Annotated in this window: 14 protein-coding genes; 7 read left to right on the top strand and 7 right to left on the bottom strand. The window is 47.0% G+C overall.

Annotated elements, in window-relative coordinates; translation table 11 throughout:
• Window positions 1-288 precede the first annotated feature (288 nt).
• Window positions 289-2532, bottom strand: coding sequence for a glycoside hydrolase family 88 protein (locus NZ043_RS10735; RefSeq protein ID WP_339312711.1), 2244 nt, complete (start codon window positions 2530-2532; stop codon window positions 289-291).
• A gap of 370 nt (window positions 2533-2902) precedes the next feature.
• Between NZ043_RS10735 and NZ043_RS10730 the strand changes: the two genes are divergently transcribed.
• Entirely contained in the window at window positions 2903-3730 is an 828-nt protein-coding gene (locus NZ043_RS10730; RefSeq protein ID WP_133387228.1) for a methyl-accepting chemotaxis protein, read from the top strand.
• A gap of 162 nt (window positions 3731-3892) precedes the next feature.
• Here the strand turns inward: NZ043_RS10730 and NZ043_RS10725 are convergent, their stop codons facing one another.
• A complete protein-coding gene (locus NZ043_RS10725) occupies window positions 3893-4711 on the bottom strand; it encodes an endonuclease/exonuclease/phosphatase family protein (protein WP_133387229.1) in 819 nt (272 codons plus the stop codon).
• A 280-nt stretch (window positions 4712-4991) separates the two neighbouring features.
• On the opposite strand from NZ043_RS10725, the gene NZ043_RS10720 reads away from it, so the two are divergent.
• Together NZ043_RS10720 and NZ043_RS10715 are read left to right on the top strand one after the other, a co-directional pair.
• Entirely contained in the window at window positions 4992-6770 is a 1779-nt protein-coding gene (locus NZ043_RS10720) for a hypothetical protein (RefSeq protein WP_339311751.1), read from the top strand.
• Window positions 6771-6775: 5 nt separating this feature from the next.
• Window positions 6776-9796 carry a DEAD/DEAH box helicase gene (locus NZ043_RS10715; protein WP_091038765.1) on the top strand — a complete coding sequence of 1007 codons (3021 nt, stop codon included), beginning with the start codon at window positions 6776-6778 and terminating at the stop codon, window positions 9794-9796.
• Between the two features lie 139 nt (window positions 9797-9935).
• Here the strand turns inward: NZ043_RS10715 and NZ043_RS10710 are convergent, their stop codons facing one another.
• Window positions 9936-10400 (bottom strand): hypothetical protein, encoded by a 465-nt coding sequence (locus NZ043_RS10710; RefSeq protein ID WP_133387230.1) that lies wholly within the window; start codon window positions 10398-10400, stop codon window positions 9936-9938.
• Between the two features lie 384 nt (window positions 10401-10784).
• Between NZ043_RS10710 and NZ043_RS10705 the strand changes: the two genes are divergently transcribed.
• Window positions 10785-11468: a type 1 glutamine amidotransferase domain-containing protein gene (locus NZ043_RS10705; RefSeq protein WP_133387231.1), complete on the top strand. Its 684-nt coding sequence runs from the start codon at window positions 10785-10787 to the stop codon at window positions 11466-11468.
• Window positions 11469-11571: 103 nt separating this feature from the next.
• Here the strand turns inward: NZ043_RS10705 and NZ043_RS10700 are convergent, their stop codons facing one another.
• From NZ043_RS10700 to NZ043_RS10685, 4 genes are all read right to left on the bottom strand, one after another.
• A complete protein-coding gene (locus NZ043_RS10700; protein ID WP_339311748.1) occupies window positions 11572-12531 on the bottom strand; it encodes a 2-keto-3-deoxygluconate permease in 960 nt (319 codons plus the stop codon).
• A 6-nt stretch (window positions 12532-12537) separates the two neighbouring features.
• The gene (locus NZ043_RS10695) at window positions 12538-13995 is read right to left on the bottom strand and encodes a family 1 glycosylhydrolase (protein WP_339311746.1); all 1458 of its coding nucleotides are present in this window, start codon (window positions 13993-13995) and stop codon (window positions 12538-12540) included.
• A gap of 78 nt (window positions 13996-14073) precedes the next feature.
• Window positions 14074-16002, bottom strand: coding sequence for a beta-glucoside-specific PTS transporter subunit IIABC (locus NZ043_RS10690; protein ID WP_339311744.1), 1929 nt, complete (start codon window positions 16000-16002; stop codon window positions 14074-14076).
• 138 nt (window positions 16003-16140) lie between these two features.
• A complete protein-coding gene (locus NZ043_RS10685; RefSeq protein ID WP_235200849.1) occupies window positions 16141-16986 on the bottom strand; it encodes a PRD domain-containing protein in 846 nt (281 codons plus the stop codon).
• 329 nt (window positions 16987-17315) lie between these two features.
• Here NZ043_RS10685 and NZ043_RS10680 point away from each other — a divergent pair, with 329 nt between their 5' ends.
• The 3 genes from NZ043_RS10680 to NZ043_RS10670 are packed head-to-tail and all read left to right on the top strand — an operon-like array spanning window position 17316 to window position 19575.
• Window positions 17316-17852, top strand: a complete 537-nt coding sequence (locus tag NZ043_RS10680) for a sigma-70 family RNA polymerase sigma factor (RefSeq protein WP_091038726.1) — start codon at window positions 17316-17318, stop codon at window positions 17850-17852.
• Window positions 17836-18960: a DUF4179 domain-containing protein gene (locus NZ043_RS10675; protein WP_339311741.1), complete on the top strand. Its 1125-nt coding sequence runs from the start codon at window positions 17836-17838 to the stop codon at window positions 18958-18960. Before NZ043_RS10680 ends, NZ043_RS10675 begins: the two co-directional genes overlap by 17 nt.
• Before the next feature lie 33 nt (window positions 18961-18993).
• Complete coding sequence (locus tag NZ043_RS10670; protein ID WP_339311739.1) at window positions 18994-19575, top strand: VanZ family protein; 582 nt, start codon at window positions 18994-18996, stop codon at window positions 19573-19575.
• Window positions 19576-19685 lie beyond the last annotated feature (110 nt).

Below are 19685 nucleotides of genomic sequence, written 5' to 3'. Positions count from 1 at the left end.
TTGCTGTACATGACATAAACAAAAGTAAGCTTTCCTGTCAAAAAAGTAAGGAGTTGAAGGAATCAAAAACCACCGGGAATACCATTCCCGGCGGTGATGTTCCCGTCTCAGATATGATTACGGGTATACAACCGTATTACGTGAAGCAGAAGACAACTTGTTGTATTGGAACGATAGTCTGAAAATCAGACCACGGGTATCTCTTTTACATCAATCAGACTCATTGGAAGAGCGTGGCGATGAGCTGTTACCACCCACCACCTTTGTATTCCGTATAGATATGGTCTGTCAGGAGTGTGAGACGGCAGGTGAAGACACCCTGTGCTCAGCCAGATGTTCCTTCATTTTGGCTACCTCAGTTCCTGCCAGCATCATAATGCCTATTCCGTGATTGTCATTGGTGACGGTACGCAAGTCCTGATCATAATACTCTGCCGTAAACGCATATCGTGATCCACTGCACACGCCATGGACATTCCCTTGACGATCAATCGCTTTGCAGATGAGTCCCTTCCAAGCCCGCTCGGCAGCCGTGACATAAACTTCAGGGTCTTTGAACCAGCCAAAGCGTACACCTCTCGCAAAACCATAGGCAAACATCGCCGTGCAGGAGGCTTCTTCATACGTCTGCGGAACATTCAAGACCTGATGCCACAACCCACTTTCCCCTTGAAGCGCTGCGTACCCTTCACACAGCTCGTTGAAGAAATTAATTAGAGCCGGGCGCTCGGGATGCTCTGCCGGCAAAGCTTCCAGTACCTCCGTCAAGGAAAACAGTGTCCAGCCATTCCCCCGTCCCCATGGAATCTGCGTTGCCTGTCCGTATTTGAAATCATACACATGGGACATGATCTTGAACTCAGGCATAAACAGATACTTCCGATACAGTGAAAATTGTCTGGCGGCTTCATCCAATGCGGCTGAGTTGCCTGTCACCCGTGCATAACGAACGAGAAACGGCGTGCTCATATAGAGGTCATCTGCCCACATGGTATTCTCGGCATACTCCCCTACACATGTGCGATAAAATGCCCCATCCTCCTGCCGTTCCAGACGGGAAAGCATGAAATCTGCAATCCGTTCAGCAATCGGAAGAAACGTTGGTTCATGACACTCTGAATACGCTTCCAGCATGGCTGAACCAAAAGAACCGCAGTTATCCAACATTTTCAGCATGACCAATTGTTGATTGACTGCAGGGAAACCGTACTGCTCCCGATCCCATAATGAGTACTCATACATCTGGGTACATGCCTGCACATGCTCAGCCGCATAACGTGTAATGTCCGGTCTCTGCAAATAACGCCCAGTCCGTAATAGACCATATACAGTGACACCTAATGGATAATCCCAGCGACCATAATTGGTCACACTGCCGACTGTCCATTTGTTGCTTAACATGGCATTTTCATAATAAGGTCTGATCCAAGCATCCGGGCGATCTAAGCGCCAATACGTCTGTTCTAACCCCGTTTGGTACACTCGGTCTGTTCGGGTCAGATCCTGCAAATCCGGTTCAACCTCCGATTCAAAAGGTCCGACATATAACCAAGACTCTCCGGAAGCACCGTGTACACGCTGAGGAAGCTCCAGTGAAAGTGGCTTACCCGAAACGGTTGCGTTCAAATTAAAATGCCAAGGTCCCTCGGTAGCGTTGCATTCACTTCGGATAAGCAGGTCGCTCCGTCCAAAAGAGGCTGGTACATCCACCTCGAACGGTCCTGCCTCTTTCACTTGCGCCACAGGCTTGCCGCTAATCCAAATACTTAGAGAACCGGAGGATTGACCTGACAATCGTACCTGACTTCCGGTTGAATCGTTATTGTTCAGATGGGTCCAAGCATAAGCATGTTTTCCAGGAAGATTTCCGTATATTCGTTCGAAAGCTGGCTTGGTTTTATCTTCATCAGACCAGCCTGTCTCAGGCAGCCAGTTCAAGCTGTAGTCTGATTCTTTTCCAAGCAGGTCTAGTTGCTTACTCGCGACTGGGTTCGGTTGGGAGAATACCCACCCCGCTTGCCCCTGTCTCTCCTGAAATGGAGCAAATACATTCAAAATTCGCACTTTACCTTCATCTGATCCGAACTGGCAGCCAAATCCGGCAGGAGTATTTTTCATTTCCAGCCAAATGGTGTTCCAACCGGGCTTGATGTCAATGCTGAGCTTCACCGTTGCATCAGGACTAATCTCATCCATTACGGTAGACCGATAGACCAACTGCTCATTGAAATAGAAACGAACAGGGCCATAACAACGGACCAGCACATCCAGGTTTCGGTCCTCGTCACCCCAAACCAGTGCAGCTGCGTAGGATATATGGTCTTTAGGTGCATCAGGAAAGCGTTTACCTAAATTCAGATCATAAAGCCCTTTTTCATTTTGCAAAATACCAGACTTCTGGAATACCCGATATACAAAATCAGCCTGCGCATTGGCTCCAATATACCTCTCGGCCAGTACCTTCAACACCTGATCCTGATCTTCTCCAAATCGGTAATACATGCTCTGCGGTTCACTGAAATAGGTCGTCATCGATGGCACACATCCTTCTCCCGTTGAAATAAAGTCTTATATCATTGCATTCATACCATCCACACTGGAGCACCAAACTAATATGCAGTAATAAAGTATAGCGCTTAACCTAGGTGGGTAATCCCCTTACCGGGAAGTAGGTATGTCCCTTGGTTATCTTCTGAATAGCCGAATAATAATCCCAGTATAACTGACATGTTCGGTGGTGGCTACAGATTTTTGATTACGCTTACAATTATATTGGATTTAGTCGCCTTTTCTCTCTAGGTTAACTTAAATTTAAACAATGGTTTAAAAACGAGAAAACGTTACCGATATAAATACTAGATTGAAAAATTCCACTTTTTGTATCGGGAAGGAAAGATGCACATTGAATACTCTTGAATCTCTGGTAAATGCTATGCCTTTTGTTAGCCAAATGTTCCGTGACGACATATCCATATCCATTAATGATCATGAGAAAGTATTGTATTTTTCCGAAGCAAAAAGTCTGGAGATTGGCGTGAAGGTTGGAGATGAGCTGCATGACGATTATAAAAATTTCAAAATGCTCACCAACAAGGATACGCGTACCGTGGCACGTATGCCTGGTGATCTGCAAGGCAGACCCTTCGACTCCATCCTTATTCCCATTAAGGAAAACGATCAGGTCGTGGGTATATTGGGTGTGAACTACGCACTGGACAGTCACATGACACTGGAAACGCTGATCCGTGAAAATGAAACGACCATTAATGCGCTCGTCGGCGGCATTCAGCAGATTGCGGCACATTCCGAAGAACTCTCCGCGACATCGGAAGAGATTCTACGCAACTCCAAAAAAGCTTCAGAGAACTCCGTCAGTGTGTCTAAAGTAACAAACGTCATTCGTGAAGTATCGGAACAAACCAATCTGCTTGGACTCAACGCCATGATAGAGGCAGCTCGTGTGGGCGATCAGGGAGCCGGCTTCGGTGTAGTTGCCAGTGAAGTACGCAAGCTGTCGGATCATACGAAACAAGCAGCAGCTGATATCGAAACATCCCTCGGTAGTGTACAAGATTCCATGAAACATATGGAGCAGGAGATCGGTCAGATTACAACTGCAACAGTGGATCAGGCCAAACTTGTTACCGAGTTCATGGAAAGTATCGAACAGCTTAGTGAGACAAGCGCGAATCTGAAAAAGTTTGTACATCAGATGCTGGCGCTCGAATAATAATACAGTTCCACAACAGAAAGAACAAACGATATGAAATGTACATAGAAAATGATTTAGAATGTGAAAAGCCTCCGCTGACTTCCCTTTGCAGGAAGTCAGCGGAGGCTTTGTTTCGTATTTGCGGTGATATCACCTTTATGGTTTATGGTCAAATGGCTGTTATATCTCTACAGCTACGCCAAAATGGTCAGACACGACCGGTCCGTTTTTACCGTTCAAGACCACGGTAGAAGATTTAGCCTGAATCGGACGATTGGAGAAAATATAGTCGATCCGCAGATCGCGTTTGTTATCTGCCCAGCCGGCAATGGCCTTCACCACGGTTGCTCCTTCATCCTTTTGCAATGCTGTGGTGTACAGGTCATTCCATCCTTTGCTCATCATATAATCGTAACCTTCATCACGCACTTCCGCGACATTATTAAAATCACCCATTATATATAACGGCTGATCCATGTAGGGGGCAAGCTTGCTCTCCGTCAACTCCCACTGTCCCTTGAAAGGTTCCTGCGCATCATCCCACCAGTTATAATGTCCGTTCACAAACCAGGTTGCTTCACCTTGGACGACCGTCTGGATTCCCACAATCTTGCGTGTACGGTAATTGTTATAATCCCGCATGTGGGACACGTATTCCCCAAAAGCCTGTGTAATCGGCGTCCGGCTAAGGATCGCCAGTCCTTCATCGTATTTTTGGAACCCGACATGCGCGGGAATCCACGTCCAGTGATATTGCTCTGTCAGCTGCTGAAGCAGAACGTAGGCATAGTTGTCTTTTTTAATCACAGCATCGGATTCAGTAGCATAATACATCTTCAGTTCTTCTTCAGAAAGCGCCGCTTCCTGCATGGATTGGTTGACCTCCTGCATGGAGATCACATCAAATTGATGTGTATTAATAAAATCAGCCAGTTGACTGATCTTGTTCAGTTGATCCTCTTCCGCCCAAGCGTGTGTGTTTAACGTAAGTATTTTCATATGCTCTCTCCTGTTGTGTGTAATATGGCCGTTTCCCCGGCCTGCATCGTTCCTGATAGGAATACATACCATAAGCATACACAATATGGTGCATTCTTGCATGTCGGCCTCCAGCAGAACCGACGTGTTCATCCTGATTCCAGTTGGTCTAAAATAACTTCAAATTCTTCATAACCCATGCACGGATTGGCTCATAACTGATATGATGGATACAACAAATTTACAACATCACGTCATAGACGTGGTGATTACTGAACCTATGTTTACCCCAGGAGATGGAATGATGAACATACCCAATAACATGAGGATGGATGATGCGCAGTGGCAACAATTAATTCGGGAAGTTGCAGAGCATTTTAACAACCTGACGATCATGCGCGGATTCCAATATTATAAACAAAAACGTGTCGGACCATTAACCTATTCAGAACAACAAGGGATTTCGGCCGTTGTACAAGGATCGGAAGAGTACGAAGTAACATTGAGCATGCAATCCCTTACTACAAGTCATTGTACCTGCCCGGTGAGTTCCGTATGCAAACATATGACGGCTGTCTTGATGAGTTATGCCGAGCAACTGGAGCGACCTGTGCATGCGATTGTGAATGCGCACTCCAGTACTGCGCTCAAACAAACGACCAAACCTGTCGGGGCCATGTCCGCAGGACTATCCAGCTATACAGATGCCGATGAACAACAGGATATGGACTTTCCCGACAACCAATACAGCCAGATCAAGGAGCGTGCAACAGAGCTTGCCGATCTCGAAATCTCGGAATGGCATGAGTTATTCCACTCCTGTCTGAGACGGCTGGGTACCGGCACAGCAAGCACATCCTACGTACAGGAAGCAACGGACGAGCTGTATGCCATTAAGCCAAGGCTGAACGCTGCGATGGACCAGCTTTTTGAACTACATGTGCAGCTGCACCTCATCCGATTCTGCGTGCCTCCGGCCCGTAACTCCATCACGCATACCCCCGTGTACTTGAGCTACCCTGCCCAGCTCGCGGTGGATGCACTTCAGAAAGACATTGAACGGATCTTTAACCATCCACTAGACCTGTCGGGTCTAAAGGGAAACAAGCTTGAACAACTTTGGAACAGACTGTCTGAAACCTCGGCTTATTTACGCAAACAGATGATGCCTGAGACAGCCAGCATGATGTTCTTCACTCCGATCTATCGACAACTGTGGTTGAACTGGATTGTGCCTGAACTTCAGGGGTCGCGGGACATGTTAGCGTCGGAACAGGTTATCTTAAATGATATAGAGCACAATATAACCCTATCTTCGCCACCTTCCCAGTCAGGTGGAAGTGTCTTGAGTATTGCTCAGAGTAATGGAAGTAGTAGTGAAAGATCAAGCAAAGCAGTGACACTGCCTTTACCACTCGTACTCGCGCAGAGCTGGATGCACTTCCATCTGGGGCAGGATGATCAGGCATGGCAGCGACTCATCCATGGAAGTTCGGCCTACGGTTTCCCGCCAGAACAACTGTTGCATTTTCTCCATGTACTCGCAGATTCGGCTGAATGGAAAAGGCTTGGGGATTGGTTGGTACAACTTGGCCCCCTTCTGGCGAATCGGCGTAATACACCTCTGAATGATTACATGCATCTGTGGGATACGGCCATTCAACATCTGCCCGATGCAGAGAACCGCATGTGGGACACGCTTGTCAGTATGCTTCCCCACTCCCGTCCCGCCTACGAGGATGCCATGCATTCGCGTGGACAGTGGCGCAGATGGATTGATTTTCAGCTGAGTACGGGAACAGAACCTCTCGAATTCCGCGTAGCGATGCTGCAACCGATCGAAAAAGATGCACCTGAGCTGCTGCTTCCCTTCTATCATCAGGCAGTAAAGCGTTATATCGGACACAAAAACAGGGACGGATACAAAGCAGCGGTGAAACTGCTGAAACGTCTGTCCAAAATCTATAAAAAGTTGAAGCAAGAAGCGCACTGGGAGCAATTCATCACTACACTCGCCGTTCGTAACAGTCGGCTGCGCGCCCTGCAGGAAGAGCTTCGGAAAGGTAAACTGATCTCATGAGCTTAATTCATCCTTACACTGAAACGATTGAGGTTCACGTCGCTTTAACCGGATATGGCGATGCATTGTTTTACGGAGCACTCAACACACACCACTTTGTATCAGGACAGTCACTTAAGCAGCGATTGTTCGCTTGGCATGCGCCTTCCTTCTACGGTACCGAACTGGAAGTTCGGCAGATTGAGGAGATTGAGCTGGTTGTTCTGCCTGCGGAAGAAGTGATCCCCTTCTTTGCCGAGATGCATACCCTGCTTCATATTGAATGGAAGTGGGACGAGCAAGCGGAACATCTGATTCGACTGGCTCCGGCATTCGCAGCATCTATCGAGAAGCGCAAATACGTACCCAGCTTCGAGGCCTACCGTGCAGGACAGCTTCAGTGGACGTGGGACCCGGACAGCTTGAAAAAGCAGGATCGGGCATCGCTTACCAAAGCGATTCAACAGACAGACGAGAGTTATGCCGAAGGACTTGGGGCAGCCTACTCCGCCTTTGTGTTCCAGCGCTGGTACAGTTCGGAGGAAGCGGCAACCGATCTGCGGCGTGAATTCCCGCAGTTGTTCCCAGAGCGCGGCACTCTACCCAAGACAGCAGGGATGGACGCTCAGTCCTGGCTCGTATCCATTGGCTGGAAAGCAGATGCCGCACCATTCAGACCCATGCTGCAATTGCAGGAGCCAGACGAGGATGAGCCATCTTGGCGGCTGCGACTGGTATTGCAGAACAAGCTGGATGCCGCCGTATTGGTGCCCGTTATGCTGGATTCACGGGGCAGACTTGAAGGCGAATGGCCAGAGGTATGGACACCGTTCATTCTGGATCGCTCCGCCGGATGGTTGGATCAGCTTCGCGCACATCTACCGCGTCTCGGAAGCTCCATTAGCGGCAGGCGGGATGTGCTGAGTGATCCTTTGGGAGATCAGGAAGCCTGGCAGTTCCTGACGCAGGATAGCGGGCGGTTGCTCGCAGCGGGCTGGCAAGTTCTGCTGCCTGGTTGGTGGGAAGCAGCCCGTAAGAAGAAACCAAAGCTGCGTGCTAAGGTGCAGCCGGAGGAAGGCAGTGAGCGGGGACAGTCGTTCTTCGGACTGGACTCGATTATTCATTTTGACTGGCGAATTGCGATTGGTGACACGGATCTTAGCGAAGATGAATTCGCCGACCTTGTTGCCCGTAATGAACGACTGGTTCGCTTCCGCGGAGAATGGGTTCCTCTCGACCCCGACCTGCTGGAACAGATACGTCGTGCCATGGGCGGTGTAGACCGGGAACAGGGACTCTCATTTCAGGATATTCTGCACCTGCATCTGCTGCATAATGAGCAACGGGAATACCGCAACCAGAAATGGAAGGAAGGACAACAAGCCGAAGAGGAAGAGCAACCACAGGCTAATGAGAACATTCGGCTGGAAGTTGAACTTAACGAACACCTGAACCGGGTCATTGCACAACTGGGGGGCGGACAAGGCGGTGCGCCTTCCCTGCCCATTCCTACAGGGCTTCATGCCGAGCTGCGATCGTATCAGAAGGAAGGTTTTGCATGGCTTGGTTTCCTGCGCAGATTCGGACTTGGGGCATGTCTTGCCGATGATATGGGTCTCGGGAAAACCATTCAGTTCATCACGTATCTGTTACACATCAAGGATCATGAACCACGTAAGCCGGGACAAGCCCCGGTACTTCTGATCTGCCCAACTTCCGTACTGGGCAATTGGCAAAAGGAAATTAGCCGCTTCGCACCCTCCATTAATGTCAGTCTGCATTATGGCGCACGCCGATTAAGTGGAGAAGAATTCCGGGAGCAGACCGAGCAGGTGGATATTATTATCACGTCCTTTGCTACGGCTACACTGGATCAGGAGATGTTACAAACCTATACCTGGGCATGTATCTGTCTCGATGAAGCGCAGAATATCAAAAACGCCCAGACCAAACAGTCCTTGGCTGTCCGCAGTTTCCCGGCGAAACACCGTATTGCCATGACAGGCACGCCGATCGAGAATCGGTTGTCCGAGCTGTGGTCGATCTATGACTTTATCAATCCAGGATATCTGGGCAACGCTCGGGCATTCCAGACTCGCTTCATCAGTGCCATAGAGAAAGACAAAGATGAGCAGCGGATGCAGGATCTGCAGCAATTGGTGAAACCATTCATGCTGCGCCGCAAGAAAAAAGATCCCAATATCCAGCTTGATCTGCCGGACAAAAACGAGATGAAAACTTACATTCACCTTACGGGCGAACAAAGTGCATTGTATGACCAATCCGTGCAGGCCCTGATGGATAAAATGAAAGAGTTGGAAGGTATCAAGCGCAAAGGTGCAATTCTATCGGCGTTAACCCAGCTTAAACAGTTGTGTGATCACCCTCTGCTGTTAACGAAAGAAGCTTTGCCGGAGGAACTTCCCGAAGACGGTGCACTGACATCTGCTTATGACGTGTACAGCCCGCAGGATATGGCGATGCTGATCAGCCGCTCCGCAAAGCTGGAACGACTGATGGAGCTTGTCCGGGAATTACGAGACGAGGGCGAGCGATGCCTGATTTTCACCCAATATATCGGTATGGGACAGATGCTGCAACAGGTACTGCGTCAGGAGTTGCAAGAGCCTGTGCTTTACCTGCACGGGGGAACATCCAAGACAGCAAGGGATCGTATGATTGAGGAATTCCAATCCCGTACATTGCCTGAGGATAAGCAACCATCGGTCTTTATTCTGTCCATCAAGGCTGGCGGTGTCGGGTTGAATCTGACCGCAGCCAATCATGTCTTCCATTTTGACCGCTGGTGGAACCCGGCTGTTGAGAATCAAGCCACCGACCGGGCTTATCGGATGGGTCAGACCAAGGATGTTCAGGTGCATAAGTTCATCTCTCTTGGCACATTGGAGGAGCGGATCGACGAGATGTTGGAGAGCAAACAGCAGCTCAGCGATAACATCATCACAAGCTCCGAGAACTGGATTACCGAATTGTCGACGGATGAGCTGAAAGACCTGTTCACTCGGCGTCGTGACTGGTCGGGCTAACTTGATAGAAGATTTACAGTACAGGCCAAAAATCAGATTTCAGAGAAATCAAATAAATAAGAAACACAAAAAGAGCGAAGTTTCGGAAAGTAAATCCCGGCTTCGCTCTTTTTGTATTGTTGCAGTTAATCATCCGTTCTTAGCGCATGTTACCGATGATGGATGATCTTGAATCCTGCATTTTTTTGATAAAGTTCGTCATAACATCAAACGCTTCATTGCGCTTGTTGGACATGGATTGCAGACGAAGCATGTCCATCTGTTGGGAGTTGCTCGCTGCATCAATTTGGCCTTTAAGCTTTTGAACAGCTGCTTCATCCCCATTTTGCTGGGCTATCTGCAATTGTGCGTTCAAATCCGCGATCTGTTGATTACGGTTCTGCACCTCCTGGATTTGCGTTTGCAATTGTGCATCCAGTAATTTGGTACGTTCTTGTTGGACCATCATCAAAGCTGTTTCGATATCCATATTGCTAAAGTTGATAGGTGTTACGCCAGAGATGTTGGAGACGGAAACTGTGCTCGCTGAAGCTGAAGAGACGATAGATACTGCAGCGACAGCAGCAACTACGGATGAAGCGAAAAATTTACCTGAACGTTTCATGACTGTTCCTCCGAGTCCATATGTAATATGTACCAGTTTTTTGTTGGTATCTTCCGTCATTCTAAATCAAAAGTACTAGTTGTTCAATCAAATTAACTTCAAATTTGAATTAATTTCGAGATCCCTTACACACGCCTACCTCCGCTTACAATATGAGTAAAATAAACAGGGCATTATAAGTAAAAGTGCATTCTTACGGGCATATTTACTACGACTAGATTGTTCTTTACTCCTACGCTTGAAAGTCACATTGGAGATCGATGATACGTTCATGATTTTACTTTGAAAAATGGTTATGTTATATTTAATAATATATTTTACACAATTTAATTTTGTATTATTTAATATAAATTGATGTTATATATTTTACGGGAGGTTTTTTATATGAAAAAGATACTGGTTGTTCTAACAAATGTAGATCAATACGCAACGAAGGACGAGCCTACTGGCTTGTGGCTGAGCGAAGCGACTCACTTTATTGAAGAGTTTGACCATAATGACAATGTTCAGATCGATCTGGTTAGCCCTAAAGGTGGGAACGTACCTCTTGATCCGAAAAGTCTGGGCGACTCTCTGGATGAGAGCACCAAAGCCTATTTCGAAAACGAAACGTTCATGAACCAATTGAAAAATACGTTGAAACCTAGCGAAGTAAACGCGAGTGACTACGATGCAATCTACTTCACAGGGGGGCACGGTACGATGTGGGATTTCCCGGACAATGCCGAACTTCAAGAGCTTTCTCGTGAAATCTATGAAAAAGGCGGCGTTGTATCCGGCGTGTGCCACGGGGTTACAGCCCTGTTGAATGTGAAGCTGTCCAATGGCCTGCTTTTGATCAACGACAAAACCGTTTCCGGCTTCACGAATGAAGAAGAAGCATTGGCTCAACAAACCGAGTATGTTCCTTTCCTGTTGGAAGATGCTTTGAGAGAACGCGCTGCACAATACGATAAAGCGGCTGCCTTCAGCTCTTATGTCACAACAGATGGCCGTGTGGTCACAGGACAGAATCCGCAATCCAGCAAAGCTGTGGCTGAAAGTGTTAAACAATTGCTTGGTCTGTAAAATAAACCGATCGATCCCTCTCCTCCCCCCAGGAGATCATATAGATGTACAAATCAAACAGCACGTGATCCGTCATGACCTGACAGAACACGTGCTGTTTTTTCTAGTGATTTGTTGATGCAGAAGCTTCCGTCGTTGTTCCTCCAGCCAAGCGCTTCACGATATAAGGCACGGTCACCGACGTCAGGATCACAGCAAAGGCAATCTGAGCGATAGCTGTGTCCACATAAGGCGCATACGCCGGATTGAACCCGGCAGCCATCGAAGGCACCACCATGGACAATCCAGCAACTGAACATGTCGCAGCCGCTGCGTAACCGGGCCGTCTTAGTATCGCACGATCGATCCCAATGAGCGGTAGCATGCAGATCAGCAAAAATAATACCGTGACCAGCAAGCCGGATAGACTGGATTGAAATGCAATACGCAAATCAATATTGGACCCAAAGCTTGTACCTAGAAAAGGCAGCAGAATCAGTGTTCCCGGAGCGAACATCTTCTGTATATTGCTATCCAGATTACCAAGCAGTATGCCGATGAGAAAAGGTATTAGCGTAGCAAGTACACTGAGGTAATCGATACCGACGCCGCTTGCCGAATTCAATATCATAATTGGAATAACCGGTACGGCAATCAGATTCAGAATGCCAAACGCAGCACGGTCCACATCATCTCCATATGTGTTCATCAACGCCAGATATAATCCCGGATTACAGCTGGTCAGAACGGCAATGAAGGCTACCGCAGAAACTCCCCCGACCCCACTTATGCCAAAAAAGTGTACAAACGCCCAGCCGAACAGGCAGCTGATGAGGATGCGTGAAATACAGAGCACGCCTGCTCTCTTCAATGTCACCAGAAGCTGTGACAAGTTAAGCTGTGTTCCGGATATCAGTAAAATCATGCCGATCAGCACCATGGTACCTTTCGATGTGAATAGTGCTGTCGTTGGATCTCCGATCTGAAAAAACGATGGAAACACCGTGTTGATGACCGCAGCGGCCAGCATGGGAACGATCAGTAAGCCGCCGGGTATTTTTTTGATACGACCCAAAATATTCATGCTCTGTTACAGTTCTGCTCCGTTAGTACGGATCACATTCTGATACCAGAAGAACGAATCTTTACGATATCTTTTTAGCGTACCGTTGCCATAATCGTCCTGATCCACGTAGATAAATCCATAACGTTTGCTCATCTCGGAAGTCCCTGAACTGATCATGTCGATGGGTCCCCACATCGTGTAACCAAGAACTTCGACCCCATCGGCAATGGCGAGTCCCATCTGTTCGATATGTCTACTCAGGAAATCAATCCGGTATGGATCGTTGATCGTTCCATCTTCATTCAGCTTATCATAGAAGCCTGAGCTATTCTCCAGAATGAAGACTGGTTTTTGATAACGATCATAGACGAGATTAAGCGTATAACGCAGGCCAATTGGATCAATCTGCCAACCCCACTCGTTAGCGGGCAGATGCGGATTTTTATATACGCTGTGTACATTACCTGCCGTTAGTTCGAGTTGCTCTGTATCACTGCTGGAAATCATCGAGTTGTAATACGACATCCCCACGAAATCAGCCGTATGTGCGCGAATGCTATCCAGATCGCCGTCCTCAATGTTCAACTGGATTTCCTTGTTTTTGAAATACGTTTTACTATAGTAAGGGTATTCGCCTTTATTAAGCACATCCAGATAGAACTGATTTTTCATCTGATCATCCTGCTGCATCTGAAGTGCGTCCTCTGGCTTGCAAGTGTAAGGATATGTTGTAAAATAAGCCACCATACTTCCGATCTGGTTATTCGGATCAATCTCATGAGCCATCTTGGTTGCTCTGGACGCAGCTACAAATTGATGATGCAGCCCTTGGAACAACATTTCTTCATAATTCGGAGCGTCATAATCAATGATTCCCAGCGTCTTCGCCGATGCTTTCACGCTCATGTTGATCTCGTTGAACGTCACCCAATATTTCACTTTGCCCTTGTAGCGATTAAACAGTACATCACAATAGTTCACATACAGATCGATCAACTTGCGGTTATACCATCCTCCGAACTTGTCCATCAGTACAATTGGCGTATCAAAGTGACTGATGGTGATTAAGAGCTCCATACCCTGTTTTAGACATTCATCAATAACCTGATCATAGAACTCTAGAGCCTTTTCGTTCGGAGCGGCATCGTCGCCACCTGGAAATACTCTCGCCCATGAAATGGAATAACGGAAGACTTTGAAACCCATCTCGGCAAACAAGGCGATATCCTCACGGAAGTTATGATAAAAATCGATCCCCCGGCGCTTCGGATATTTCACGGTATCCGGGTCATTCCTGGCCTCTTCAATCATCTCCCAATTCACTCTGATCTGCTTGGTCACTTTGCGATCGTTCTTCTCGTTAAATTTCATCACTTCCGGAATGGTCAGGCTCTTGCCGTCCACATTATAAGCTCCTTCTGCCTGACAGGCAGACAGTGCACCGCCCCACAAAAAATCTTTTGGAAAATTGGAATTTGTCATTTTAGTTCCTCCTGTTATTAAGTCTTATTAAGACCATCTAGCTTGTAACTTGTAGCTTAATGAAAAGATGAGCAGTTCTTACGGAATCAGCTTGATCAAAGGTTCACTCTCCCGGATCGGGCCACTGGTCGCTGTAGTCAACACGTCTCCGTACTGTTGCATGTTGGTAACGACAATGGACGTAATGGTGTTGTAGCCCGCTGAAGTAATGCCCTCCGGATCAAAATCCACCAATAAATCCCCGGCCTTGATTGTCTGTCCCTGCTCGATATGGGCGTTAAAATATTTGCCTTTCAAACTGACGGTATCCACACCGATATGAATCAGGATCTCGACACCATTCGCAGCTTTCAATCCGATAGCATGTTTGGTGCGATAGAGCGCCTCGACTACTCCGTCAAAAGGAGCATACACTTTGCCCTCTGTCGGAACGATTGCAATGCCTTTACCCATCAACTCTTGGGCAAATGCCTGATCTTCTACCTCAGAGATGGGTTTGATCTCCCCTGTCATTGGACTAACGATAAGCATGTCAGAAGATGTGGATGTCTGTGATGGCACTGACTCCGGAGTAGTGTCCGTTGCAACTGCCGCCTGATTGCTATTTACTTTATTCGTAGCTTGCTGCTTCGATTTACTTCCATCTGTATCTTCCTTGATGCCAGCCAACAGCGTGAACACAAACCCGAGTACAACTGCGGCAATACAACCAATAACAACATACATGTAACGATCAGATGTATACGTGCCAATTGCCAATACACCTGGAAGTGAAATTGCATTCGCTGTTGTATGCACCAAGCTGTAGAATCCACCGACTAATCCACCTGCCAGGCAACCTGCGAAAAACGGACGTTTGTATTTTAGCGTTACACCATAGATCGCCGGCTCGGTAATCCCGAACAACGCGGTGAATCCACTCGAAGCAGCCGCTGATTTCATCGTTTTACTCTTCGTTAGGACAAACACACCGAAGGCTGCTCCAGCCTGAGCCAAATTCGCCGCCAGTGCTGTTGGTAACAGCACGGTTGCACCCAATGTAGCCACTTGTTGAACCTGAATTGGCATGATGGCATAGTGCATACCAAACATGACCATGATCGGTTTGAAAAATCCAAGAATCGCACCAGCAAGAACACCTGCGGTTGAGAACAATGAGTTGATACCATTGGTCAACCAGTCACCGATATATGATCCTACTGGGCCAAGCACGATTAGTTCCACTGGAATCATAATAAACAAAACAATCATTGGGGTAAGCAGGACCTGCAGAAACTTGGGAATCACTCGATTGACGATCGGATACACATAACTCATAATCCATACCGCCAAAATGATTGGAATGACGGAAGAGGAATATTTCATCAACAGAATCGGCATGCCGAGAAAATCAATACTGTTTACACCCGTCTCAGCAATCTGAGCCGCTGCGTTCAAAATAGTTGGATGCATTAATCCCGCAGCAAGAGCTACCGCCAAGTAGGGATTGGTTTTGAAACGATTTGCTGCACTAACAGCCAGGAAGAATGGCATAAAGTAGAAAATGCAGTCCCCAATCATGTTAATGATCGTCAGGAAACCGGAGCCTTCCAGGTAACCCATGGCAGTTATAACGGTAGCCAAACACTTGATCATCCCGCAACCAACAAGTGCTGGCAGAACAGGTGTGAATATACCTGCGATGGTTTCAAGCACTACATTGATGGGGTTACGTCTCTTTTTCGGTCCACTGTCTGTAGACTCCGTAAGCTCGCCAATCTTGTCAGAAGTTAGATTCTTCACTTCACTATATACCGCGTCTACTTTGGCACCGATAACAACCTGAACCTGTCCACCGGAATTTTGTGCCTTGAGCACGCCTTCGAGCTGATCCAACGCCTTGAGGTCTGCTTTGTTATCATCCTTTAATACGAATCTCAAACGGGTTGCACAGTGTGTCAGACCCGATATATTTTGCTCGCCGCCAACGAGATCAAGTACGTTTTTAGCCAAGTCTTTGTTGTTCATGACCCTTCTCCTCTACATGAATAAATTGGATATATAAAAAATGACCAAGCCGGGGAATCGTCATTCCCTACGCTTGGTCATGCCTGATCGAATCAGTAACAGTCCAATATGGATTATTCGGTTAGTTCCTTCACTAGTTCATTCCGTTGGTTCATTCGAAATCAATCGTTGGATATGCAGAATCAAGTATAATTTTTCATCATCGGAACAGGTCCAGCCATAATTATTTTTGAGGAAATCAGCAATCTTCTCCACACAAGCGAGTTCTTTCGGAAACTTCTCCTTCACCATCAGGAACAGAGATTCATTCTCGTCTTTGAGCGATTTACCGCTCATCTGCCTCAGAATGAAATATCGGATATGTGTGGCAAATCGCATAAAGTGAATGGAGTCTTCTTGAAAATCAATTTTGAGCGCATATTTGATCACAGACAGGATCTCGCCCGTAACTGTGGTTACCTTGGTGGTATCCGTCATCTCTCCAGAGCCCACCTGTGCATTAACAAAATGCAGAGCAATCAGTGTTGTTTCGGCTGTTGGCAGAGCGATATCCGTTTTTTCCTGAATCAGCTTCAGCGCAGCCTCCCCCACCCGGGTCTCGTCCGGATAGAGTGTCCGCACTTCCCATTCCAGCGGATTTTTGATACGGATGCCTTCTCTGGTTCGGGTTAATGCAAAACTGATATGGTCGGACAGGGTGAGAAGCAGATTCGGGTTAAATGTTTTATTCAGGATCTGACTGCCCAGCTTGATGACTTCCTCCGCGAGATAAATATCCTCAATTGGAATACTGTTCAGCAGATCATACATCCGGATGTTCTTTGGTGCTACGAATATTTTCTCCACCAAGTCCGTCTCCGTCAGCTCATAGGGCGTTTTCAGAAATCCTACACCCTTACCTACGACAAAAACCTCTTCGTTATGTTCATTAATAGCGATGGCCACGTTATTGTTTACTTTCTTGATAACCTTCAATGTTCTCACCCCCCAACAAAAATAAAAAAAGACCGAAAGCGATTACAGTAAAGCAATCGAATTCGGTCATGCCTGGTTTCCCCAGTAACAGTCCGTGTTATGAATATAAGTTTATTATAGTGCTGTTTTTGAAAAAGTCAATCATCCAATCTTAGGGAAAAATCAGCCACTCTTGTCATTGAAGGGAACGTAGAGACCCGATACGTCATATATAACAACGCCCTTTTTTAAAACTATAAAAAGAAAATGTGACCATATGCCCTACTCGCCAGTCTAATTCATATAAAAACCAGCCAAGAGCTGACTTCATCCCTACAATACGAAAGGAGCTGTTATCCATGGGTTCAACCGATCTCGTTAACCAGGCCATCCAAGGAGATCGTGAAGCTTTTATCCGGCTTATTCGAGACATTGAAAACTCTTTGTACAATACGGCAAAATCCATGCTGCGAAAAGAGGAGGACGTGGCCGATGCCATTCAGGAGACAATCCTGAACGCATACAAATCGGTGCATACACTCCGGGAACCCCGGTATTTCAAAACCTGGCTGTTTCGCATCCTCATCAATGAATGCAACACGATGCTGTCCCGCCGCTCTCTCTCCACCACTTATGCGGAAGTACCTTCAGAAAAGCGGGAGCATTCCAGTCCCTACGATGAGGTCGATATGCGAGAAGCGGTAGACCGTCTGGAGGAATCGAAACGAATTGTTGTCGTTTTGCATTATTTTGAAGACCTGTCCCTCCGTCAAGTCGCCGATGCCCTGAATATTTCCGAAAGTGCAGTGAAAATGAGACTTAATCGGGCAAGGCAGGAGTTATATCAGAAATTCAAAAATTTTCGGGAGGTAAACTTACATGTCAAACCCGTTTAATATCGATCAGGAATTAAAGAACCAAGCGAAGGAGCGTCCTCTGATGTCTGAACTCGTTCGTAACCGGATTGATGCCACACTGGAATCTCTGCCGGCGTCATCAGACACATTGAAAACCAAACAGACTTCGGGCTCCAGTCGCCAGAACAAGCGATGGCACAAGGCTGCAGCTGCGACGATTGCAGCCGGAGTATTGGGCGTGACCGTATTTGCATCCGGCTTTGTATCACCGGCCATGGCTGCCTCCTTGCGCAATATCCCACTCGTGGGTAGCCTCTTCAGCTCGATAGAAGCCGATATGGGTCTGCGAACGGCGGGCAACGAAGGCTTGACTACCCCTGTTAACAGCAAGGTCGCTTACCAGGATGTGAAACTGGAAGTGCTTGAAGCGGTATATGATGGTACCCGTGCTGCGTTTCTGGTTCATTTCACTGCGCCTAATCTGAATCAAGGCGAATATGACAATGGAAAGGACATCGTGAAACTGAGTAGCGGAATTGAGAATGTCTTTTTCAAAGTCGACGGGTCTCTTCCGAATAGCGGACTGTTCTATAGTTCGGTAGGAGAAACGCAGCCAGATACACTGCTCTTTGAGCAGGTCATTTCCTCCGATCAGGGAACGGCACATTGGCCAGATCAGTTTGATGCTCAAGTTCAATTGACGTTGCAGGGCATTGATCATGAGTTCGCGCTGACTGTTCCATTTGCCAAATCAACAGATAACATTCATCAGGTTCTGCCTAACACAGCCATGACTAACGATTTGTTTACTGCCTCTGTTACGGAAGCTGAGGTTACCCCTGTCACTACTCGTCTAACTACTGTTATCAGTTTGAACGATAAGAGTACTCTTACGGCAAAAGAGCAGGAAAAGCTGAGTCACATCGGATTTGCAGTCTATGATGATCAAGGGCGGCAACTGACCTCACTTAGCGGCGAGGGCATATACGAGGGTAACCAACTGAAATCGGAACGCATATATGCCACAACAGCCAAGGATGTAAAATATCTGATAGCGAAACCTTTCGAGATCAAGGATGACTTCGCTGAAGAGGTTAAAGACACACAATTCATTAAGGGAATGGAAATGAAGATTCAGCTTCAATAGCCTGATCTCATTTCCTTATGAAGGAGCCATTCCATGTTCATCCAATATTCAATCTCATCTCCCATCGTACTTGGCCCATTATTCGTTCTGGTCCTGCTCGCCCTGATGCTCCACGCCAGGGTGAGTAAAACTAGGTATACGGTCAGAGAGTATGTGTCGATGCTCGCATTTGCCATATATATGTTGGGCGTTATGCATTTTGTATTCTTCCCTATCGACGTGAACATCGGAATCTATGCCAATCAGACTCCATGGTATCAAAGCATTCAATGGATTCCGCTCCTGACCGCGGATGCACCTAGCTTTCTCCTAAACATCGTGCTGTTTATGCCACTGGGGTTCATGCTTCCTTTCATAAAGCCTTGGATTCATTCGAAGCGAACAGCAGCATTAGCGGGATTGGCTGTAAGTATCCTCATTGAAATAACACAGTTACTGCTCCGAGTAACCTTGGGCAACGGTCGCAGTACTGATCTGAACGATATAATAGCCAATACAACGGGAAGTGTACTTGGTTTTGTCATCCTAAATCTGTTCACAAAAAGTTCCATCGGACAGCGCCTCATGACGCTGCGGGAGTCACCACGGGGAGTATCATCCAAAGATATACAGTAAAATGAATATTAGCATGCATAACCCCCTTGAAGGCAAAACATGGTCCATACACCAAGATGAAAAAAGTCGTGTGCTATGGTACAATGAAAGAATTGTGTATTCAGAGACAG

This window comes from Paenibacillus sp. FSL k6-2145 (assembly GCF_037976585.1).
Classification (GTDB): domain Bacteria; phylum Bacillota; class Bacilli; order Paenibacillales; family Paenibacillaceae; genus Paenibacillus.
Note: the sequence above shows the minus strand (reverse complement) of the source record. Positions and strands in the feature narration are given on the sequence as shown.